Raw genomic sequence first — 21,609 nt, 5'->3', positions numbered from 1 at the left:
TCTGTTACTTTTGAAAAAAGGCTTTATACCATTCGATCGTTTTTTCCAATCCTTCATCAATGGTATGTGCGGGTGTCCAATTCAGAAGCATCCTCGCCTTTTCCGCCGATAAATATTGGTGCTTGATTTCATGGCTTCCCTGGTTGAGCACTTTCGGCTTGAGGTCACTGTCCATGGCCTTAAGAATTTTTTCTACAAGCTCCAGCACCGTCAGCTGAATCTCATTGCTGAAGTTGAACGCTTCTCCCGCAAGATTGAGCTCCTCCATCTTTTCCGCCAGCAAAAGGTATGCCTCGACCGCATCCTCGATGTAAAAATAATCACGGATAAATGTGCCGTCGCTGCGGATTTCCGGCGCTTCACCGTTCAGCACGAGCTGAATCGTCTGCGGAATAATCCGGTTAAAGTTCAAATCTCCGCCGCCGTACAAGTTGCCGCAGCGCGTAATACAGACCGGAAGTCCGTACGTATTAAAATATGTGTGGCTTAACAAATCGGCACAGCTTTTTGATACGTCATACGGATGTTTGCCCTGAAGAGGCATGTTTTCATCGTACGGCAGTGTCGGCTGGTCGCCGTACGCTTTATCACTGGACGCGACGATCACCCGCTTGATGAGCGGATGCCTGCGGCACGCTTCAAGGATGTTCCATGTGCCGAGAATATTGGCTTCAAATGTGGAAATCGGATTGCGGTTTGCGACGCCGACGATCGCCTGAGCGGCTAAATGAAAGACCGTGTCAATTTCATATTCGCCCAGCGCCCGCTCAATCACATCCAGATCTTCAAGCGCACCCTGCACGATATTCATTTGCTTCACTTGTTCTCCCTGATACAGGTTCGACTTGGGCACAGTGTCACGGACAAGTCCCGTCACATTGGCCCCCTGATCGATCAGTTCCTTCACCAAGCAGCTTCCTAAAAGACCTGTACATCCCGTCACAAACACATTTTTATTTTTCCAGAAACTCAAACTTGATCACCATACCTTCCATACATGTTGTCCCCGGTCCCACATCTTGTTGATTTCCAGCAGGTTTTTATACGTATCGATCGCCGTCCAGAAACCGTAATGCCGGTATACCGCCAATTCGCCGTCTTTCGCCAGCTCTTTCAGCGGTTCTTCTTCAAACATGACATCCCTGTCTTTCGGCAGATAATCAAATACCTTCGGGCTGAGTACGAAAAATCCGCCGTTGATGATGCCGTCACTCGAGGTTTTTTCAGAAAAGCTTTTCGCCATGCCGTCTTCAACCGTCAGCGTTCCGAATTGCGAGGACTTTTCTATACCGGTGACGGTCACCGCTGCCCCTTTTGATTGATGATAGCTGATCAGATGAAACAGGTTGATGTTGGCCAGTCCGTCCCCGTACGTCATAAGAAAGGTTTCATCACCGATGATGTCCTTTGCCTGTAAAAGCCGCCCCGCTGTCTGCGTGTGTTCCCCCGTGTCTAAAAAAGTGATTTTCCACGGCTCGGATTTTCCCAATATCCGTACTTCTCCGGTAGAGCTGTCCAGCGTCATGCTGTGATTCTTCCAGTCATAATCTAAGAAATATTCCTTAATCATCTCTCCTTTGAAACCAAGAAGCAGGATAAATTCGTTCACGCCATAGTATTGATAGAGTTTCATAATATGCCATAGAATCGGTTTGCCGCCTATCATGGCGAGCGGTTTGGGACGTTCATTGGTGATTTCGCTCATTCTCGTTCCTTTTCCGCCGCAGAGAATGACTGCTTTCATCTCTACCCCTCTTCTCTGTGAATATTGGATTCGAAACCGCCCGTATAAGAGAAACCAACCCGATAATTTGTCCGATTCTCTATCACCGGTTTCAAAATCTACTGTAAGATATGAGAGATTGGCGCCCTTTGTGACCAAAAGCTCTCTCTTTTTTCAGATTGGTGAAGATACACACAAAAAAAAGAGCCTCACGGAAATTCCGTAAGGCTCTTTCTATTATTTATTATCCTGATTCAGCTTTTCTTTGCCGTAATGATATTTAGACGGATCAACCGGCGTAAAGTCGCTCAATTTGTGGAATCTGAGCAAGTCTTTGTACATCACGCTGTCAGACAGCTTCAGCTGCTCTGTGACTCTGGCTTTCAGGTTTTTCGTTTCCTGATTGCCTTTCAGTTCTTTTCCTGTCTTCGTATCGTATACGACATTGGAGATGGAAGTATATTTCGGCGTGACGTAATCTCCGTTACGGAACGTCACCGTATCATCATGGTCTTTCGAGAAGAGATCGGTGCCGAAATTAATATATTTCTTAGAATCGATGCCTTCCAAGTGAAGGATCGTCGGCACAACGTCCATTTCACCGCCGTACGTATGGTTCACCCCGCCTTTTTTGCCAGGGATGCGAAGCATAAGCGGCACACGCTGATTCTGCGCGTTTTGATAAGGCGTAATTTCTTTGCCGAGAATTTCTTTCATCGCGCGGTTATGGTTTTCAGAGATTCCGTAGTGGTCTCCGTAAAGCATAATCACCGAGTTGTCATATAAACCGGATGACTTCAGATCTTTAAAGAACTGTTCAAGCGCCTCGTCGAGATAACGCGCCGTCTGGAAATAGTCATCCACAGTCGCGTCGCCCGTTTTCGCTTTTTCGATCGTTGCGTCTTTTTCATCAAGCGTAAACGGATAATGGTTCGTCAGCGTGAGCAAATGCGCGTAGAACGGCTGTTTCAGCGATTGAAGCTTCGGAATGGATTCTTTGAAGAATGGTTTATCCTTCAGTCCCATATTGACAAGGTTGTCATCAGACATATCGTATGTGCTGGCGTCAAAGAATTTATCGTAGCCGATATGTTTGTAAATCTGGTCACGGTTCCAGAATGATTTGTAGTCACCGTGTAAAACGGCGCTTGTATAGCCCTCACTTTGATCAAGGATGGCAGGAAGCGATTGATACGTGTTTTCCCCTTTTGTCACGAAGGCTGACCCTTCAGGCAGTCCGAACAGGCTGTTATCCATCATCAGCTCGGCGTCAGATGTTTTACCTTGGCCCGTTTGGTGGAAAAAGTTATCAAAGTACGTCATGTCCTCTCCGCCGCGGGCGAGTTTATTCAGGAACGGCGTGACTTCTTTTCCGTCAAGTTTGTAGTTGATCAAAAACGATTGGAAACTTTCCAAGTGAATCTTAATAATGTTTTTGCCTTTGGCCTTGCCGAAATACTCGGCGTTCGGCTTCGCATAATGCGACGATGTGTAGTTTTCAACGCTCGTCAGGTCATCGCTGCTGGCATATGCCCGCTGGGATTCCGTCTGCGCCGTCTGTACGCCGTCATAAATCGTGTAATTATAAAGGCCTAAGTATTTTACAATGTAATTGCGGTCAAACGTTCTTGTCAGCAGCTCCGGGCGGTCCTCTTCGGCAATCGCCAGGTTCACGAAGAACAAAACAATACCCGTCACGATAATTAATGACGTATACCGTTTTTTCAGCTTGAATTCCTTCAGCTCACGTCTCCACACCAGAAGCGCGATTAAAATAATAATATCAACAAAGTATAAAATATCATGGCCGGACATAATGCTGAAGATGCCGTCTCCCATATTTCCCACATTACCGGATTGCTTTAAGTTCGGGAATGTCAAGAAATCATCGAAGAATCGATAGAATAGGATATTTGCATACAAAATAAACGTCATGATGAAATCAATAATCACCATGATAATCGCTGATTTGCGGCCTTTCGCAAACAATGCCAGTCCTAAAAAGAAAATGGCGCTTGAGAACGGATTGATCACAAGCAGAAACTGCTGCGTCGGACCCTTCACCCCAAGGTTGAATTCAGCATGATAGGCTAAATACGTTTTGGCCCAAAACAAAATAATAGCCAGTACAAAAAAACTAAGTCTGTAAGAAAATAATTTCTTCATGGCAACCTCTACTTTCCTAAACACTTTAAATCTGTATTCTTACTTTTTGCTTCAATTCCTGCTTTCCGAGCAAAACGAAAGCATCACACAGCCCCATAAACACACCATTTAAAAAAAACGATATATTTATCATTCGTGTCATGCCCATTGAACATCTTATCCCGCCAGCCATTAGACGCAGGATATCCGTTCTTCGTTTCACATTTTTTTTCTGGCATTAAAAGGTACCGTATCAGACCCGGTCTGAAAATAGGAGATACCAAATATAAGAATAACACAAACTTCTAAAAACGAAAAATGAATATCAAAGACAGCCGCCCAACAGGCGGGCTGAAGTTATTGTATGCAAAGGGGCTGAAAAACTTGAAGGTTTTTTTTGCTGATGTAAAAAAAGGACTGGAGTCATCCAGTCCTTTACCTGTCAAATTATCGCTTAGACCCTAAAGATATACAAAAATGCTTTCTTCACGTTTACCTTTTGTTTTTTATAATCCAACCATGCAGCAGAGCTGGCATTTGTGACTGCTTAAACTGTTCTCCAACACTGGTCCTTAACGCGTCTTGCAAATTTCTGTTTTTCATTAGCGAAAAAAATTGTGAACTGGTTTCATCAAACCCGCCAATAAAGGAATTAGCTCCGTTTTTTTCTGCTCAGTAACGAATTTCTTTCGTACTTTTTAAATAGACCCTCGACATACAGTTTTAGTTTTTCACTTATCTTTTCCCGCTCTCCTTTTAGTCCCAGCTGCGTTTTAATGACCCATTCTTCAGCGGTCTAGTTTCTTGCCATTTTAATGTAATGCCGATATCCAATTAGAGAAACTATAAATCCCAGTATTATATAGCTCAGTACAACAAGGGTTACCCATATTAGACTTTCTCCTCCCGATATCGTCGAGACCGATTGAATTAACCCTTGATGCGCCCAGTACTGAGGAAAGAGCATTCCAATAGTTTGAAGATAGCTTGGTAATTGATCATAAGGGGTCCATAAACCGCATACAACAGCGGTACCTAATGCAATCACATTTGTCATGACCAAACCGGTATTTTCAGTCTTTGCAAAGACTGAAATGGCAACTCCCCAGGATGTAACCAGTAAAGATATCAACACAACAACCCACAGATACGCCGGAAAATTATTAATTTCAATATCATACAGAAATATTCCTAAAACAGAAAGGAGAAGAATTTGCATAAAAGTTATGACTAAAAAAGGGGTACTTTTTCCTAAGAAGAAGTTATAAGGCTTTAAAGGGGTACTTGCCAGTCTTGATACAATTCCTTTTTCCCGATCCTTTACAAAACTTATAACGATGGAGATAATAATGAATGTAGAAAAGAATACGCTCATACCGGTTACAGATTGTGAAGCTACTAAAGTTTTGTTTGTACTGTCTGTCGTAAATAGCTCAATCAGCAATATGATGGACACAATGGGTAATATAATAGTCCAAAAAAACAGAGACTTATCCTTTAACTGTTTTAGCGTTTCAATTTGAGCGAGCGGTAACATGATAAATTCCCCCTTTATTCTTCATCACGCAAATCAGTGCCGGTAAGTTTAAAGAATACATCTTCTAATTTTGGCTTATATAAAAACAACTGATGAGGCACAATATTGTTTTCCTTACTGACGCTAATTAAGCGCTCCATGGTTTCTAAAGGTTTTTTGGTTTTTATTATCAGCCCTGAATTAACGACTGAAAACTCAAAACCATGGCTCTTTATTAATTCATGAGACAATGAGGAGTTAAACATAATAGATGATTCTTCATGTCGTTTAAGCAGTTCATTTATTTCTCCTTCATCGATAATCTGCCCTCTGTCGATAAAAGCTACATAGTCACAAAGAGTTTCAATCTCTTCCATGTAATGGCTCACATAAATAATGGTTTTACCGGCTTTTTTGAGTCGATTTACGATGTTAAAAATGTAGCGGCGTGATTGCGGATCCACGCCTACCGTCGGCTCATCTAGAATAATTAAGTCTGGATCGTGCATTAGTGCACACCCGATATTTAAACGGCGCTTCATTCCTCCGGAAAAGTTCTCCACAACGTCGTTTGTCCTTTCTGACAACCCGATATCTTCTAACAGTTTTTTTGTTGTTTGCTTTAGTTTTAAGCCATTCAGTCCATGCACCTTTCCGAAAAATTCCATGTTGGTCTTTGCGGTTAATTTTTCTTCAAGGCTGATATCCTGTGGAACATAACCCAGTCTGCCATTTTCATTACCGACAAATTCAACCTTACCGTCATATTCCCGGATGATGCGCGAGATGATCTTAATTAAGGTAGATTTGCCGGATCCGTTCGGTCCAACAAGTCCATAACAGACTCCTTTCGGAATTGTTAAAGCCACATTGTCCAAAGCCAGAGTCGTGCCATAGCGCTTACTTATATGTTCAACTTGCAGCATTTACACCATTCCCCCGCTGTTATTCATCTTAAATATGGATTCAATTGTATTAATGTACTCCTTGTAGGCTGCTTTCCCTTCTTTCGTAATCTGAACAATAGTCTTCGGCTTTTTGGATACGAACTTCTTGGTTAGTTCTATATAAGCTGCATCTTCTAACTTTTTCAGATGCGAACCTAAATTCCCATCTGTGATGTCTAATGACTTTTTCAGGAAAGTAAAATCACATTGATCATAAGTCATCAATAAACTCATAATTCCCAACCGTACTTTGGCATGTATTAAATCATTGATATTGTTAACATTACTCATTTCCTTGCCCTTTTCTTTTCAAAATCATTCCTGTAAGTAATAGGCTGCCTCCGCCAATAAATGCAAAAACAATATTCATTGCCTCAGGAAATAAACAGAATGTAAGCATACCGAGTATGCTCAGCCAAAATCCCATAATAAAAATCTCTTTTGTTAACACGATGCCTAAGAATATGTACATAATAGACACCATTAAAACGATCAAAAACGATAGAAATTCTCCTGTTCGCGGCAATAACCCCATTAAAATCAGAAAAACAAAAATGCATATCACTAATATGAATCCAATCCATGCATATTTTAATTGATTCTTTAAGAAAGTGGGCATGGGATCAAATTGTTTCTGCTTAAGATATGTCTTCAAAGTCAGTATCCATCCTAGTACTGCCAGTATTAACCAGACACAAGCAAGGACTACAGAAGGTACCTTACATAAAGAAACGGAGTACGCAATAATCCATATACAGCCCCAAATAATGAAATATGGACTGGTTTGCCTTGAGTACTCAGTCTTGTAGTTCGTCAAGACCTTGATATGAGATAAGTTTTCAGCTATCTCTGATTCTCGAAAATTCTGATTTGACATAAGACAGGCTCCTCTTTTTACAAAGTACTTTGTGAAACAGAGTATATTCTAATTCCATATATTTGTAAAGAGGTTTTATCCAAAATAGGCGCAACTATTTAGTCTTGGAAACAGCAGATGGGACTCTTGGCGCTGATATCCTTCCACCACTGTGAGACATCCTTATCTTGTTATAAGATCTCACAACAAAGCCTTCAGATTGCTGACAAACCGAATGTATATCGATTGGAAAGCAATTCATTTTCTTGAAGGAAAAAGGACTGGAGTCATCCAGTCCTTTTCATCAAATCGGTCAAATCCCCGCCCAAACATCTTTTGCGTAAATGCCTTTTGTCTGGAGGTCCAAAAGCCATTCTTGCGCTTGCCGTTCGTCTGTTTCGTGGACCGACTGATACGCTTTTTGCAGCGTTGCCTCTACATCGGGCGCCATTTTGCTGCCGTCGCCGCATACGTAGAGGTGCCCTCCCCGGCCGAGGATGGAAATTAAAGCACCGGCGTCTTTCGCCATTAAGTGCTGCACATACGTTTTCGGTACGCCTTCTTTGCGGGAGAAAGCCGTATGAAGCGTCACGATTCCGTCTTTTTCATAAGCTTCAAGCTCATCACGGTAAATAAAATCATAATCGTTTCTGCATCCGAAATACAGATGAGCCTCCCCCAGCTCTTTTCCTTCTTTTTTTAACGCTGCCCGAGCTTGCAGAAATCCGCGGAACGGGGCGACTCCTGTGCCGGGACCGACCATAATAATCGGTTTTTCCGGATCTTCCGGCAGCCGGAATCGTGTTTCCGGAGTGCGGACAAACATCACGATTCCATCTTCAGGGCCGCGGTCCGCTAAATAATTCGAAGCGACACCGCGATACTCCCCCAAACCGCTCCGGGCGGGGTCGCGAACGACGCCGACGGTAATTGAAGCCTGCCCGGGATGTTTCCGGGGCGAACTTGAAATCGAATAATACCGCGGCTTCAACGGGCGCAAAAGCTCCAGAAATCGCTCAAACGGAAGTTCACACGCTTCATATTTTTCAAGGAGATCGAGCATCGAGACGCGCGATGTTAAGATTTGCTCCTGATAGAACCCCTCCTCAAGAAAATCTTCCAATTCCCGTTTGTGCGGCGGGCAGACCGTATAAGCAGCCATTTCCCGGATTTGAGCCCTTGATGCCGCTTCCTGCAATTCGACACAGCTGCTCAGAAGATCATGCAGCCTGACCGGCCGATCGAGCGGGAGATGAGCCGCGCTCTGTCCGCTGGCCGTCAGCAGCACTTGATCGTTCCCGTTCAGATTGTACCGGCGGAGAACACGGCTGACCTGCTCTTTGCTGTTTACCGGCAGCACGCCGAGATGATCCCCTTCATGATAGGCAGCCTCTTTCGGCAGAGTGATTTCGATATGCCTTGTGCTCCGGCCGCTTTCCGGCGCCTGAAGTTCCCTGTTTTCCGCAACGGATGCGTAAACCGCTTCATACGTCTGTGCCAAAGGAGACCCGCCAAGCCCGCTGACAAATTGAAGGCCCAGCGCACTTCGCTCTTTTTCGGCATTTTCATTCAGCTTGAGACCGAATGCCTTCATGGCGTCCGTCCACATGCTTTTTTTCCATTCATCAAGCTTTCCTTCAAAATCGCCGCTGACGTCCCCCTCGCCTCGGGAGGAAAAGCGTTCCGCCCCTTTTTCGGCAAGCTTCTCATCAATCAGTCTCGGCACAGCCTGATATGTCGCCGCCCAGTTATGATCACCGCAGCCGAAGACGGCATATCGGACGCCTTCCAGCTCCCCGGGTTTGACTTCTTCAAGCCATTGAACGAATTGTCCCGCGTTGCTCGGAGGCTTTCCGTTATAAGAGGACGTAATGATCAAGAGAGCTCCTTCTTTCGGCAGTTTTCCGATCCGGTCATTCAAAGGCGCCGTTTCAGTCCGGACGCCGTGCATCCCGGCAGTATCGGCAAGCTCCCGCGCCACGCCTTCTGCGGTTCCCGTATCTGAGCCGTACAGAATCAGAAGCGGTCGGTTATCAAGCCCGATAATGGATGCGCCTTTTGTTTCCCGTTTTTCTTTTTCGACGTCTCCCGCCGTTTTTTCAGCCGCCGGGAGAGCTGCCGCAACGGCTTCTTTATTTCTCGGCCGCACCCGGATATGAAAGTCGCCGGGCTTGATCGTCAGTGTCTGTTTAATATCGAGCTCATAATCGGTGTGATCGATAAAGGTAAAATGCTGCAGAATCATCCCCAGAACAAGAGTTGCTTCATGCAGGGCGAACTGCATACCGATACACGCCCTCTGACCGTTTCCGAAGGGCTTATACGCATGGTGAGGCACTTGATCAGGATGTTCAAACCGCTCCGGATAAAATTCCTCCGCATTGTCTCCCCACGCGTCTTTATCACGGTGAAGCTGGGGAATTAAGACGGAAATTCTGTCTTTCGGCGTGATCGGATATTTCCCGCCGATCACCGTATCCTCTTTCGCATAAAGGCTGAACGCAGGCGCGGTCGGCCATAAGCGCAATGACTCCTGCAAAATCATTCGGATATAAGTAAGATCCAGCACTTGTTTATATGAAGGAACGGGATCGGTCAAAACCCGATCGGCTTCTTCATAGGCTTTTTCCAAAACACGGGGATGTTTCAGCAAAAAGTAGATGGCAAAGGAAAGCAGGCCGCTTGTCGTTTCATGGCCGGCAATTAAAAACGTGATGATTTGAAACCGGATATTTTCATCATCAAGTTTTTCGCCCGTTTCCGGGTCTTCCACATTCAGCATTCTGGCCAGCAGATCCTTTTCATCCCGGCCGCCTGACCGGCGCTCTGCGATAATACTGTCTACTAACGAAAACATCGCCTGAATGTCATGATGAAATTGGCGCTTCGTCCTGATCATAAGCTTATCCTGAACATCAAGGCGCTGCATTTGGTGCATCGCTTCATCAAGGGCGCGCACCATGCTGTTGATAAACGGATGAGGCGTTTCCCTGTAATAGCTGTTAAACCGATAGTTAAAGCCGCAAAGCCCGATCGTATCGAGCGTCAGGCGGGTCATATCAGCAGGCACATCAACGGCCTCATCCGGGTTCAGCCTAGCCCATTTTTGAATCAGCTGCACCGCGATATCAGTCATCATCGAATGATAATCTTTCATCGCGCGCTGGCTGAAGGTCGGCATCAGAATATGATGCGCCTTTCGCCAGTTAGGCTCATGCGTCCAGCTTGTAAACAGCCCGTCACCGGAAAACGCCCGGACTTTCTCCAAAGCTCCTTCAATGCTTTTATCGAACCGTTCTTCATCACAAACCTCTTTCACCAGTTCATGGCCGGACACGACGATAATGGCGCCCGCCGGGGTATGCAGCTGAAAAATAGGCCCCTGCTCGTTTGCCAGTTTGATTAGCGACATTGTAGGCTTGTCTTTATCAAGCAAAGGAAGATTGCCGAGCGGGCCGAATGTCTTCGGCTGCGGAATCGGACCTGTTTCCTTCATGAATAACACCCTTTCTAACACGTTGATGCGTTCCTTCCAACTACATTGCCCTTTTCACCGGCCGATTATCCGCCGTCACGGATCAATCATCGGATTGACGATCGATAACGGTTTTTTCTATACTGGAGAGGCTTGTTAAATACAGAAATAAGGTGAGTTCACATATGGATTTTGAAATCAAGTTTTTATCGTTTTATGTCATTCAAGTGGAAGGAAAAGATGAACAGGCAAACAAACAGTTCAAACATTTCCAGACCCTTGACACGGAAGAATTTGAAGAAAGCGAGCTGAAGGATTTTCTTGACGGGGAATTGAAGAAAATCGTCAAACGGAAAGCCGAACGGCATCCGCAATCCGAGCAAGTCCCAACAAAAATCGGCCATTTTATCACGGAGCCGGGCCATGAGCTTGATTCAAATCCGAATTACAACCTTTTCAACCGTGCCAGACTTGCGGATACGAAGGAAGCATTTATCGAAGCAAGCGAGCAGTTCGTCCGCACTTACCTTGACACGAGCGCCGTGCGCGGCGGTGTTTTTATCGTGGCATCGGCCGTTCCGCGCAAGTATTTTGAAGACAAATTCGTCTTTATGATGAAATGCGATTTCGAGCCGAAGGTCGCCCGCATCTCAGACGCCTCGTCTCTCATTAAAAAGGTCGAAATGGCCATCACGACAAAAAACATGAAAAGCATTCAATATCCGTATATGCCGGAAGAAGGCATGACGGAAGAGCATGAGCTGAAAATCCATCAGGCCTCGCACGCCCGTTATTTTGAAGATTTTCTCAAATTTGTCGAATACGGCGAATCGATGCCGGAAATCATGAAAAGCCAAGTCATGAACATGGTGCAGGAACACGTGTATGAAACTTTTGAAGAAAACAGCGAAGAGCTTCAGCAGTTTGAGCACGACATTGAAATTTGGGAAGCGAGTGAAAAGCGGGAAATTCAGGAGCGCCTCGACACCCATCAAGTCATCGAGGCATCCGCGCAGATCATTGAACACACGCCGGAAGCCGAGCTGAAAATGAAAGTCGGAGAAACAGAGATTAAAGGATTACTGGCTGATTTCGGCGAATCCATCCATCTCGCAAAAGTGAACGGGCGCTATGTCGCGCTCATTGAGGCGGAGACGATCTCGTTTGAAAAAGGCAGTTCGCCGGTGGAGTTTCACAAGCCTGAGGGGCTGCATGAGGTGATTGAACGGATACGGAATAAATCTGAACAAGACTGACAAAAGTCCAGACGCCATGGGGACTGACCCCCGTTTTTGAGACAGGGATCAAAACACCTTTAAGCAGCCAGCTGTCGGTATGTGACCGGCGGCTGGTTGTTTAGTTTCGTTTGAATACGAATGTTGTTATAATAGTATATATAGGTTTCGACAGTTTGCTCTACGATGGTCGTCGTAGTGCTTTCCAACCTGTCGAGGTAGAACGTTTCAGACTTTAGTGAGGAATGAAACGATTCGATGGAGGCATTATCAGCGGGTGTCCCTTTACGGGACATGCTCATGGTAATGCCTTTTGTTTTAACAGCTTTCTGATACTCATAAGATGTATAAACAGAACCTTGGTCACTATGTAACACGCAGTTCTCTGGGAGTACGGGCAGCTGATCAAGTGTGTGTAAGACAAAATCTGTGTCCTGTCTATCGCCAATCGTAAAAGCAATCACTTCTCCATTGTATAAATCCAATATACTGGAAAGATACAATTGTTTCTGCCCATAAGGCAAATATGTGATATCCGTTACTAGCTTTTCCAGAGGGCGATCAGACTGAAAGTTCCGATCTAATATATTCTCGGCCACGGCATATGGCTGCCCATTCTTCTTGCGCTTTTTCACCTTAACCCGGCATTGCCACTGATTTTTCTGCATAATGCGCTGAACCGTTTTATGATTAATACGCATTCCCTTTTTTAATATGGCTGTGATTTTCCGATAGCCATATCGATACTTGTGTTCTCGGCACAACGTGCCGATTTGTTTTTCTAAATGGTATTTAGGGTTATCTTTCATCAGATTCTTCTTCCAACGATAATAAGATGCTCGTGAGATACCTAAATGAATACAGATATCCTGTATGGTCATTGTGCCGCGCAATGCTTCTACAAGCTCGACTGGCGTTTCGCTATCAGCTTCCTTTCCAATTCGTTGTACTTTTTTAACACTTCATTCTGTTGTCTCAGATAACGATTTTCTGCCTGCAGTTTCTCTAATTCGGAAGAATACTCTGGACCTTTTCCATAAGAATATTGCTTTCCGACAGGTTGTTCGAATCGATGTGTGTCCCCAGCTTTATACCACCTGACCCATGTCTGCACCTGCGTCTTATTCTTTATATTCAATTCCTGCATGATCTCCTTCACAGGCACGCCCGCCAATCTCATTTCTACAGCCTTCTGTTTGACTTCAACCGGATAACTCACTCTTGCCCTCATAGAAAAACACCTCCAAGTCTAATTTCGGATAACAACGATCCGTTTTCAAACTTGAAGGTGTTTTTTGTTTGTCTCATATTATGGGGTCAGTCCCCATGTTCTGGACTTTCTTTATTTAATAAGGCTCTTTGAGCAATCGATAGCATGCACCGATGATGTCTTGGACGCCGGGCGTTCCCTTTATCTCGCGGCGGACGATTTCAGATGAGAGATTCTGCACCTGTAATGCCCGCTCCGCCCGTCTTTCGAAGTATGCTTGACATGCAGTTTCATGGTTTTCGTGCTTTTGCAGTTCTTCACTAAGCACAATCGCGTCTTCAACCGCCATCGCCGCTCCTTGCGCCAATGTCGGCGCTCCTGCATGGACGGCATCCCCGCCCAGAACGACGCGGCCTCTGTGCCACGGTTCTTTGACCGCCATCTGCTCAATCTTATGAAACAAAACGGGATATTCCTTTGACATATTCTCTGTCACAAACTTTACTCCCGGAATTCCGCGCAGCAAGTCTTTCACCCGTTCAAAACGCGTGTCCTCGTCATCCCTGAAGTCAGCGTCATACGGCCGGATGATAAATACGTATCCTGTTTTTTCAGAGAGCGGCACGACTCCGACCTGCGTCTGCCCTTTTTTATACATCAGTGTCGAATCATGAAAAACCGGCTCGGGAAAAGAAATGTAAAATCTGTGCGCTCCCATGCCGAGATACTCTGTTTTCACTTCTCTTTGCAGCATTTGATTGCGGACAGCGGAGCGGATGCCGTCAAAGCCGGCGAGAATGTCAGCCGTCATCATGGTTCCGTCTGCACAATGCACCGTTATTTCATCTGCCGTTTCTTCGTAAGACACGACTTTTTTACCGAGCAGAATCTTGACCCCCGCCGCTTCAGCATGCTTTTTGAGGATATCGTTTAACGTTTGCCGCAATATATTATTCCGCCCCGGCAATGAATCATCTAAAAACGCCTCACTCACTTTAAACTGCAGCGTTCCGTTTTCATCATGGTGCTTCAGCCATTCCGTTTGAAAGCCGTGTTGGCAGCATTCATCATACACACCGATTTCCCGCAGCACCCGCAGCGCATTTTGAGGCTGGAGAATGCCCGCTCCGCTTTTTCGCATGCCGGACGCCGCCTCGCAAAGGGTCACTTCAAAACCCGCTCTGCCGAGAGAAATCGCTGCGGACAGGCCGCCGATCCCTCCGCCCGCTATGATGATCTTTTTCACTTCATGGTTCATCACGATACCGCCTTCTCTATTTATTTATTATTCATTAACTATTAGCCACCTTACTATATAGGCTGAAAAACTGTCAATCTTTATAGGTTGCCTTTTGAATCCGGCAAGCTTATACTTTGAATCACTAAAATGGTACGGAGGCTTACAAAAATGGAGTTGAGACATTTGCCGGATTACTCGCAGATTGCCGAACGCGCTGAGATTTACGCCGATATGGATGCTGAATCATTGAAAACATTTTTGACGTTATTTGATATGTCTAAAAAAATGAATCAGGTCATGGAGCATTATTTCTCAAGTCACGGATTGTCCGAAGGGAAATTCAAAATTTTAATGTTTCTGTTTGACGCACCCGGCCACAGCCTGAGTCCGACGGAGATGGCGAAAAAATCCAATGTCACCAAAGCGACCATCACCGGATTGATCGACGGACTCGCACGGGATGGCTTTGTAAACCGCAGCCGGCATACCGGCGACAGACGAAAAATCAGCATCGAACTCACAAAAGAAGGAAAAGAAAAGCTGATGCTGTTTCTTCCCGGCCACTTCTCCAATATTTCAGGAGTCATGGAAAGCTTCACCGCTGAACAAAAAGCGGAATTGACAAAAATGCTTGAAGTATTATTTGATAAGCTTCTGCTGTTTTCCGGCGGCAGAACATAAAAAGGCGCCCCTCTCAGCAGGGCGCCTTTTTCGCGCGGTTAATCATCACTGTTTAAAATTCCGAAAAACCGTAGCAGGTTGATAAACAGGTTAATAAAGTCGATATAAAGCGTCAATGCCATCAAAGGAATCAGGTCAGCCGTGATGTCCCGGTGCTTGATCTGGTTCAGATCGTATAAGATGTACATTGAAAACACAATCGTTCCGATGACGGAATACGCCATCATGGCGGCGGAATTCAGCGGGCTGAAAATATTAAAGATCCCCACTGCGAGAAGCGCGATGACAGCGACAAGCAAGAAGGACCATAAAAACGACAAGTCCTTTTTCGTCTTAGCGCCGATCGTGCCGAGCACCGCAAAAATCACAAACGATGAACCGAATGCCTCCAATACGACATAGGCCCCCGCTGCGGACGCATAATGGCTGATAATCGGAAACAGCGTCATTCCGGAAATGAAAGCGAATGAAAAGACAAACACATATCCGACGGCTTTTTTTCGGCGCAGCCAAAACGCGGCGATGATCATGACAACCTCTAAGATCGACAGCGGCAGCATCAATGCCGGCGGAATGAACTGACCCGTATACAGGCCGATTGTCGCAACTAACAGTGTAAACACAAATACCGTTATAATGCGCTGCATAATAGATTGTTTGCTCTCATAAGCAGCAGTTTGCATGTCAAAAGTCCTCCCAAAAAAATGATCTTGATAGGTCTATTATAAATAAAATGGGAGAAATTTGTATGATTTTAAGAAGATTTTAAGGATGTCAGGCCTGACGTTTTGCTGCGCATTCCTGCATATCCATGAAATCATGCAGTTTTTTCGTCAAGCCGCCGTGCCCGAATCGGATCTTCCCCTTCTGCCCCGGCGTTTTCGCGAAATCGAGAAATGCCAGCACATAAAGACGCCTGACGGGAATCGGAATGACGCCCGCATCATAAAACCAGCCGTCAATTGTATTGAGCACGCCTTTGTTAATGCCGTATTGCTTCGTGCACCAATGCAGAAAGCGCACTTCGGGCAGGTGCAGATACCGGCTCTCCCGGAAAGGAACAGTTGAATGCTTCATATGTACCGCCTCCTGTCATTGGCTGTTTTTTAAGATTGTTTTACTTCTTTGCTCTTCAGGGAAAATCGATATTTCTCCACCTTATCAATTTGTGTCACTTGGGAATTATGAACCGTAATCTGAACTGTCCCGAAATCGAGCGTTTCCAGCGCGCTGATAATCTTTTCGATCACATGCGGATCTACGTTTCCTTTGGACGTCATCATGCTCCCCCTTTATGTCTGGCCGTTCGTCTTTTGACAATGAGCGTTTTAATTCATACTATTCTGATAAGAAATATATAATTATACTATTATGTTTTCATTCAGAAATCAATAACATTTACACAATTTTTGGATATGTTTTCTTTGCGAAAACTTTCACTTCCTTCGCTTTGATATAAACCGTGTCATCCCGAAATCGACTCCCAAGGCGTCATATAGCTGTTTTTAAGAACGCAATCTTCACGTTCCGACATATTTACATTGTTTTCCGCTGACAAAAAAAGCGCCCCGCCTCTGGACGGAGCACCCTTTTTTCTATGCTTTTGCTTCCTCGATCACACATGTGACACCCATGCTGGCGAGCGCCTGCTCCAGGGAGCCGTAAGTTTGATACTCTGAAAAATCAAGCCCCAATTGGATAGAAGTCTGTGCCACATCAGGCCGAATGCCGGAAAACACGGTTCTGATGCCGAGGAGAAATAACGTTTTCGACAGCATATACAATTGTTGCGCCACCATCGTATCGACAATGGGCACACCGGACAGATCAATCACAAGGTTTGTGATCCGTTTGGCGACACAGTTTTCCGGCACCGACTCCAAAATCACGCGCGCCCGTCTCGTATCAATCGCGCCGATGAGCGGCAGAGTGCCGATCGTATCTGCGATTAAAATAACGGGACAGCTCAATTCGGAAATAAGCTCCTGCTGAGATGACAGCCTCGCGATCATTAATTTCTGAAACTGTTCAGTAAAATCCGTCATCAGCTGATCAAACGAGCCGTTGACAAGGTGATTCCAGCGGCGGACATCCTCGTTTGTTACGATGTCCTGATGCTCATCCATAAAACGGGTGACCGCCTCCCAAAAGACGGTTCTTGAATTGCCGATCGCCTCAACGACCTCATGAACCTCCGCGTCTTGCTCCACTCTGCTTTTCGCTACCTGTGCGGCCCATTTTTCTTTGTTATGCTGAAAAACGGCCGGATCCTCCAAAAAAGCGCTTGCGATGACCGTGTTTGTAAAGGTATGCTGCTCGATCAGCAGCCGTTTCATTTCCTCACTTAATTGATCCGCAGAATAAAAACGCCCTCTCAGCTTCCGTCTCAGCTTGAGCCATTTTTCCGTCAGCTCTGCCGAATGTGTAATAATATAATCATGAAGTAATTGGTCTTTGTTCACTGCCGTCTCCTCTTTCAAGAATATGTACTTTTGTCTAAATTATAAATCGGAATCGCCGATCGCACTAGAGAAATTAAAAAAACCTGCACATTAAAGCTGTTGATTGCTTTTTTCGGCAGGAGGATACACTATAAAAGAAATGAAACAGGAGGTCAGTATGATGATCAAAAAAATCGCAACAGTCGCCGTATACACTGATGATCAGCAAAAAGCGAAAACATTCTGGACGGAAAAAGCGGGGTTTGAAACTGTCGCCGAGCATCCGATGGGCCCGGGCGCCTTCTGGCTTGAGGTAGCGCCCAAAGGGGCCGCCACTCATTTGGTGATTTATCCGAAATCAATGATGAAAGGAGCCGAGCATATGAAGGCTTCTATCGTATTTGAGTGTGAAGATGTCTTTGCCGCATACGAACAGATGAAAAAGAACGGTATCACCTTTTTAGATGAACCGAAACAAATGGAATGGGGCAGCTTCGTGCAATTTAAAGATGAGGATGGTCATGTCTTTCTCCTGAAATCGTAATCCGTCAGGCATCTTAATTGACTTTGAGAATCATTTTCATTTAAAATGTTGGATAAAGCGTGAAAAGGATTGGAGAGTTGCCAGATGTTCGTGCAAATCAGAAAAATGACCGTAAAAGAAGGACATGCCGACAAAGTAATCGAACGCTTCAGTTCAGAAGGCGTGATTGAAAAGCAGGAAGGTTTGATAGACGTAACGGTCCTGGAAAAAAAAGTCCGCCGCGGTGATGAAGAAGTCGTCGTGTTAATCCGCTGGGAGTCAGAAGACCATTGGAAACAATGGGAAAAAAGCGAAGACCACATCGCGGCCCACAAAGCAAACCAAGGCAAGCCGAAACCTGATTATATGCTTGGGACGGATGTCGGTATGTATCATGTCAGAGCCGTTAAAACAGGCGTACACGAAAAATAATAAAGAGCATTTGCCCCAGGGCAATGCTCTTTTTATTTTTTCTCCTCATACGGCAGGACAAACAGCGGTTTATCGGGCTTCCATTCCGCATACAGCACGTCCTCCGTTTTTTTGATGTTCAGCTTTTTCAGCTCCTGATTCAGCTGCTTTTCTTCCAGCCCGGCTTCTTTCAGATTTTCATACAGCACTTCGCCGTCAATAATCAGCGTGACCGGCAAAGAGACCTGCTTCGGCTTTATTTGCATGTCGCCGTTTTTCGTCGTGTCATATTGAAATTTCGGCAGGACGCTGACCATCCCGTTTGTTTCTAAAATCGCGTACTCCGCTTCCTGTATGGAAAAGCAATTCGCCTGTCTGAGAAGGCTTTGCAATTGATTAATGTCCAGCTTATTCTTTTTCAGCACACCATATTTCAGTTTTCCTTTATGGATGATAATACTCGGCTCGCCTTCCAACAGCTTTCTGGAGCTTTTTACTTTCTGCGTAATCAGTTCGATGAGATAAATTAAACCCCCCCATAACAGAGAGGCAAAAATGATTTCAAAAATCCTGACGCCTTTATCATACACCGCATTTCCGACCAGTTCGCCGAGGATGAGCGCGGAAATAAAATCAAACGGCGTAATTTGCGAGAATTGAGTTTTTCCAAGCAATTTTAAAATCACAAATAAAATACCCAAACCGCATACTAACTCCCAAGCCACTGTAAGTAAATGTCCCATATTCGCACCTTCTTCTTAAAAGTCATTACCATTATGGACATTCGCCTGTTTTCTATACAGCGGCCGGCAACACACAAAAAAACGCAGCCGTGGCCGCGTTTTTTCACTTCTGCTTACTGTTTTTGATTCGATCTGACGACCCGTAAGCACACCTCAGCGGCATAACCGGCGGCCGCTCCGGAACCCGCAAACATCGCGGCAAGCCCCAAGCCCATTCCTTCCCAGCCGCCGACACCGAAAATGCTGTAAACAACCGTACCGAAAGCAGTCAGGCCCAGCACCGCCAAAAGGCACTCAGGCCACATCTTTTTCGGCCATTTCTTGCGGAGCACAGCCGATACGGCAAAGTTAAGACAAAATGCGGCCAGACAGATCAGAAAAAAAAACCCCATGTCTTTTGCACCTCCGTCATGAGTAGCTTTTTATTTGCTCACCTTTTTTTCAAACAAATGATAACCCGGCGCGGGTCCTTTTGATTCGTACCCCATTCCGCTGTAAAACGACTGAAGCGCCTTGTTTTCGGACACGCAATCGAGCCGGATTTTCGTTTTTCCCGGACAAGACACACCCGTCTCCGCCCAAGTCATGATTGTCCGGCCGAGCCCCGCCCCTGCAAACCGCCTGTTAATCGCCAGCCGGTGGAGATATACGGACTCCTCATGTCCCTCATCGCCCCAAAGACGTCTGTCCCACCCGCTTGCTTCGGGAAGCAGCATGACGACGCCGGCCAGCTCTTCATTCTGCCTGAATAAAAAAACATACCCTTGGGCGATCGCCTCCCGCATATTGTGGGTATCTTCCCCTTGCAGAAGGCCGCTCCACTGGTTCGACCCTTTATCTCGAAGCCATTCTGCCGCTTGCACGAGCAGATCCATGACCTCTTTTGCATCATCTTTCCGGGCGGAGGTGACCCGGAATGCCCCCGCCTTCTCCTCCGTGATCGTAAATGGTGTCATAAAAGCCTCCTGTAATCAGAATATTCGACACCTTCATTATAGACCAAACGCAGAAAGGAAAAAAACAGCCGTCATGTTTGAGGGCCGTTTAAAAAATTTTCTTCTTATCACGTTCTTCTTTTAAAATCTCAACCGCTTCCCTGAAACGCATAGAGTGGACGATTTCACGCTCACGCAGAAAACGGAGTGAATCATTCAGGTCAGGATCATCGGAAATATCAATAATCCATTGATACGTCGCTCTCGCCTTTTCTTCAGCCGCAATATCCTCATATAAATCAGCGATCGGATCTCCCTTCGCCTGTATGTAAGACGCTGTGAACGGAACTCCGGCCGCATTGTGATAAAACAGCGCGCTGTCATGGTTGACGTAATGATCACTGAGCCCTGCATCACGCAGCTGCTCCGGGGTCGCATCTTTTGTCAGCTTATAAATCATCGTCGCAATCATTTCTAAATGCGCAAACTCCTCCGTGCCGATATCCGTCAGCAGGCCGATCACCTTGTCAGGAATCGTGTAGCGCTGGTTTAAGTACCGGAGCGCTGCGGCCAATTCGCCGTCCGCCCCGCCGTATTGTTCAATGAGAAACTTAGCCAGCATCGGGTTGCATGTACTGACTTTAACCGGATACTGCAGCTTTTTTTCATATACCCACATTTACAGATCCCTCCTTATACTTGCCATGGCCAAGGACCGCGGCCCCAGTCCCATTGAGCGCCGACCTGACTCACGCCGAATTGCAGAAGCGGTCCGTACTCAGGCTCAAACCGCTTTCTCAGCTGTCTTGAGTACCGGGAATATTCATGAAACTGCTGAAGCGCGAGACGGTCATGGGGATGCGTATCCAGATAAAGCGTCAGCTCCACCAAGACAAAGTCCGCCGCCTGGATTTGCTCCAGCAGCCGATAATATTCATCATCAATCTTTTTCGCCATAATCGATTCCCCCCCGATAAGGATTATCATAGAAATCGTAAAGATCCTTCCAAAGGGTCCCTTTTCTCAATGCCTCCATCGGAGAAAACTGCTCCAAGTGATACGGCTGAAACCGCATATAAAGATGCGGCGGCGTTCTGTAGTATTTTCTCCCGATCGGCGGGCAGGGATCAAACCGGCTGTGGAAGGGTTTATAGGATTTGACCGGTGTAAACGGCTGATTTTCTTTCATTACGATCCTCCTTTCCTAAACACATGACCTTAATAGGTATGAATCCGTATCGGCATTTATGCCCTGTAAGATAATAAAAAAGCCAGCGCTTAGAAACGGTCACAAAAAAACACTCTTGCTGTTCCAAGAGTGCTTTTTCCCGAATGGTCAGATATATTGGCTGTCCCGATGATGATGATGGAACGGGTAGCCGCCGTAGCCTCCGCCATAGCCGCCAAAACCGTATCCCGGATATCCCCCGAAGCCTCCGTAGCCGCCAAAACCGCCGTAACCGCCAAAACCGTATCCCGGGTAGCCGTAGCCTCCGCCGAAACCGTATCCCGGATATCCTCCGTAGCC

Annotated in this window: 24 protein-coding genes and 1 pseudogene; 4 read left to right on the top strand and 21 right to left on the bottom strand. The window is 45.8% G+C overall.

From position 1 onward, the window contains the following. Positions 1 to 4: 4 nt before the first annotated feature. The 8 genes from NYE42_RS03675 to NYE42_RS03640 form a co-directional block, all read right to left on the bottom strand. Positions 5 to 973 carry a GDP-mannose 4,6-dehydratase gene (locus tag NYE42_RS03675; protein WP_144464609.1) on the bottom strand — a complete coding sequence of 323 codons (969 nt, stop codon included), beginning with the start codon at positions 971 to 973 and terminating at the stop codon, positions 5 to 7. 6 nt (positions 974 to 979) lie between these two features. Beyond that, complete coding sequence (locus NYE42_RS03670; protein ID WP_015417001.1) at positions 980 to 1,744, bottom strand: glucose-1-phosphate cytidylyltransferase; 765 nt, start codon at positions 1,742 to 1,744, stop codon at positions 980 to 982. Positions 1,745 to 1,960: 216 nt separating this feature from the next. Next, entirely contained in the window at positions 1,961 to 3,889 is a 1,929-nt protein-coding gene (locus NYE42_RS03665) for an LTA synthase family protein (RefSeq protein ID WP_003155677.1), read from the bottom strand. A 775-nt stretch (positions 3,890 to 4,664) separates the two neighbouring features. Continuing rightward, a complete protein-coding gene (locus tag NYE42_RS03660) occupies positions 4,665 to 5,405 on the bottom strand; it encodes an ABC transporter permease (protein WP_064108223.1) in 741 nt (246 codons plus the stop codon). A gap of 14 nt (positions 5,406 to 5,419) precedes the next feature. Then, positions 5,420 to 6,310: an ABC transporter ATP-binding protein gene (locus NYE42_RS03655; protein ID WP_015239351.1), complete on the bottom strand. Its 891-nt coding sequence runs from the start codon at positions 6,308 to 6,310 to the stop codon at positions 5,420 to 5,422. Beyond that, positions 6,311 to 6,622, bottom strand: coding sequence for a transcriptional regulator (locus tag NYE42_RS03650; RefSeq protein WP_014417146.1), 312 nt, complete (start codon positions 6,620 to 6,622; stop codon positions 6,311 to 6,313). It lies immediately after the preceding gene. Then, the gene (locus tag NYE42_RS03645; protein WP_064108224.1) at positions 6,615 to 7,208 is read right to left on the bottom strand and encodes a hypothetical protein; all 594 of its coding nucleotides are present in this window, start codon (positions 7,206 to 7,208) and stop codon (positions 6,615 to 6,617) included. Before NYE42_RS03645 ends, NYE42_RS03650 begins: the two co-directional genes overlap by 8 nt. A gap of 292 nt (positions 7,209 to 7,500) precedes the next feature. Then, positions 7,501 to 10,683: a bifunctional cytochrome P450/NADPH--P450 reductase gene (locus NYE42_RS03640; RefSeq protein ID WP_352426764.1), complete on the bottom strand. Its 3,183-nt coding sequence runs from the start codon at positions 10,681 to 10,683 to the stop codon at positions 7,501 to 7,503. A 164-nt stretch (positions 10,684 to 10,847) separates the two neighbouring features. Here NYE42_RS03640 and NYE42_RS03635 point away from each other — a divergent pair, with 164 nt between their 5' ends. After that, on the top strand, positions 10,848 to 11,918 hold the full coding sequence (locus tag NYE42_RS03635) for a DUF3900 domain-containing protein (protein ID WP_007609950.1): 1,071 nt from the start codon (positions 10,848 to 10,850) through the stop codon (positions 11,916 to 11,918). Positions 11,919 to 11,977: 59 nt separating this feature from the next. Here NYE42_RS03635 and NYE42_RS03630 read toward each other — a convergent pair. Together NYE42_RS03630 and NYE42_RS03625 are read right to left on the bottom strand one after the other, a co-directional pair. Beyond that, positions 11,978 to 13,128 (bottom strand): IS3 family transposase gene (locus NYE42_RS03630; RefSeq protein ID WP_095352997.1). Its coding sequence is split into 2 segments (ribosomal slippage): positions 11,978 to 12,855 and positions 12,855 to 13,128, totalling 1,152 coding nucleotides; the frame shifts between segments, so codons are not numbered across the junction. A gap of 115 nt (positions 13,129 to 13,243) precedes the next feature. Beyond that, positions 13,244 to 14,365, bottom strand: a complete 1,122-nt coding sequence (locus tag NYE42_RS03625) for an FAD-dependent oxidoreductase (RefSeq protein WP_352427004.1) — start codon at positions 14,363 to 14,365, stop codon at positions 13,244 to 13,246. 150 nt (positions 14,366 to 14,515) lie between these two features. On the opposite strand from NYE42_RS03625, the gene NYE42_RS03620 reads away from it, so the two are divergent. Next, entirely contained in the window at positions 14,516 to 15,028 is a 513-nt protein-coding gene (locus NYE42_RS03620; RefSeq protein WP_144664915.1) for a MarR family transcriptional regulator, read from the top strand. A gap of 38 nt (positions 15,029 to 15,066) precedes the next feature. On the opposite strand, the gene NYE42_RS03615 is transcribed toward NYE42_RS03620, so the two are convergent. From NYE42_RS03615 to NYE42_RS03600, 4 genes are all read right to left on the bottom strand, one after another. Next, positions 15,067 to 15,711 (bottom strand): Bax inhibitor-1/YccA family protein, encoded by a 645-nt coding sequence (locus NYE42_RS03615; protein WP_012117028.1) that lies wholly within the window; start codon positions 15,709 to 15,711, stop codon positions 15,067 to 15,069. Positions 15,712 to 15,802: 91 nt separating this feature from the next. Next, entirely contained in the window at positions 15,803 to 16,105 is a 303-nt protein-coding gene (locus NYE42_RS03610; RefSeq protein WP_015416995.1) for a hypothetical protein, read from the bottom strand. A gap of 29 nt (positions 16,106 to 16,134) precedes the next feature. Next, positions 16,135 to 16,308 carry a YezD family protein gene (locus NYE42_RS03605; protein ID WP_003155693.1) on the bottom strand — a complete coding sequence of 58 codons (174 nt, stop codon included), beginning with the start codon at positions 16,306 to 16,308 and terminating at the stop codon, positions 16,135 to 16,137. 315 nt (positions 16,309 to 16,623) lie between these two features. Next, positions 16,624 to 17,490, bottom strand: a complete 867-nt coding sequence (locus NYE42_RS03600) for an STAS domain-containing protein (protein ID WP_199022406.1) — start codon at positions 17,488 to 17,490, stop codon at positions 16,624 to 16,626. Positions 17,491 to 17,650: 160 nt separating this feature from the next. On the opposite strand from NYE42_RS03600, the gene NYE42_RS03595 reads away from it, so the two are divergent. Both NYE42_RS03595 and hmoA read left to right on the top strand, forming a co-directional pair. Next, complete coding sequence (locus tag NYE42_RS03595; RefSeq protein ID WP_007408938.1) at positions 17,651 to 18,013, top strand: VOC family protein; 363 nt, start codon at positions 17,651 to 17,653, stop codon at positions 18,011 to 18,013. A gap of 84 nt (positions 18,014 to 18,097) precedes the next feature. Then, positions 18,098 to 18,424, top strand: a complete 327-nt coding sequence (hmoA, locus tag NYE42_RS03590) for a heme-degrading oxygenase HmoA (protein WP_003155696.1) — start codon at positions 18,098 to 18,100, stop codon at positions 18,422 to 18,424. Between the two features lie 32 nt (positions 18,425 to 18,456). Here hmoA and NYE42_RS03585 read toward each other — a convergent pair whose 3' ends face one another. The 7 genes and pseudogenes from NYE42_RS03585 to NYE42_RS03555 all read right to left on the bottom strand — a co-directional run. After that, positions 18,457 to 19,146, bottom strand: a complete 690-nt coding sequence (locus NYE42_RS03585; protein ID WP_015416992.1) for a DUF421 domain-containing protein — start codon at positions 19,144 to 19,146, stop codon at positions 18,457 to 18,459. Positions 19,147 to 19,259: 113 nt separating this feature from the next. Further along, positions 19,260 to 19,538 carry a YesK-like family protein gene (locus NYE42_RS03580; protein WP_007408936.1) on the bottom strand — a complete coding sequence of 93 codons (279 nt, stop codon included), beginning with the start codon at positions 19,536 to 19,538 and terminating at the stop codon, positions 19,260 to 19,262. Positions 19,539 to 19,568: 30 nt separating this feature from the next. Then, positions 19,569 to 20,102: a GNAT family N-acetyltransferase gene (locus NYE42_RS03575; protein ID WP_007408935.1), complete on the bottom strand. Its 534-nt coding sequence runs from the start codon at positions 20,100 to 20,102 to the stop codon at positions 19,569 to 19,571. A gap of 88 nt (positions 20,103 to 20,190) precedes the next feature. Continuing rightward, positions 20,191 to 20,760: a spore coat protein CotJC gene (cotJC, locus tag NYE42_RS03570; protein WP_003155700.1), complete on the bottom strand. Its 570-nt coding sequence runs from the start codon at positions 20,758 to 20,760 to the stop codon at positions 20,191 to 20,193. A 14-nt stretch (positions 20,761 to 20,774) separates the two neighbouring features. Then, the gene (gene cotJB, locus NYE42_RS03565) at positions 20,775 to 21,038 is read right to left on the bottom strand and encodes a spore coat protein CotJB (protein WP_007408934.1); all 264 of its coding nucleotides are present in this window, start codon (positions 21,036 to 21,038) and stop codon (positions 20,775 to 20,777) included. Beyond that, complete coding sequence (cotJA, locus tag NYE42_RS03560) at positions 21,022 to 21,270, bottom strand: spore coat-associated protein CotJA (protein WP_144664914.1); 249 nt, start codon at positions 21,268 to 21,270, stop codon at positions 21,022 to 21,024. The genes cotJB and cotJA overlap by 17 nt, the downstream gene beginning before the upstream one ends. Before the next feature lie 192 nt (positions 21,271 to 21,462). Then, a pseudogene (locus tag NYE42_RS03555) lies at positions 21,463 to 21,552 on the bottom strand (hypothetical protein); the annotation flags it as partial. Positions 21,553 to 21,609 lie beyond the last annotated feature (57 nt).

Source organism: Bacillus sp. FSL K6-2865 (assembly GCF_040311405.1).
GTDB classification, from domain to species: domain Bacteria; phylum Bacillota; class Bacilli; order Bacillales; family Bacillaceae; genus Bacillus; species Bacillus velezensis.
The sequence above is the reverse complement of the archived record's forward strand: the minus strand, read 5'-3'. Positions and strand labels throughout refer to the sequence as shown.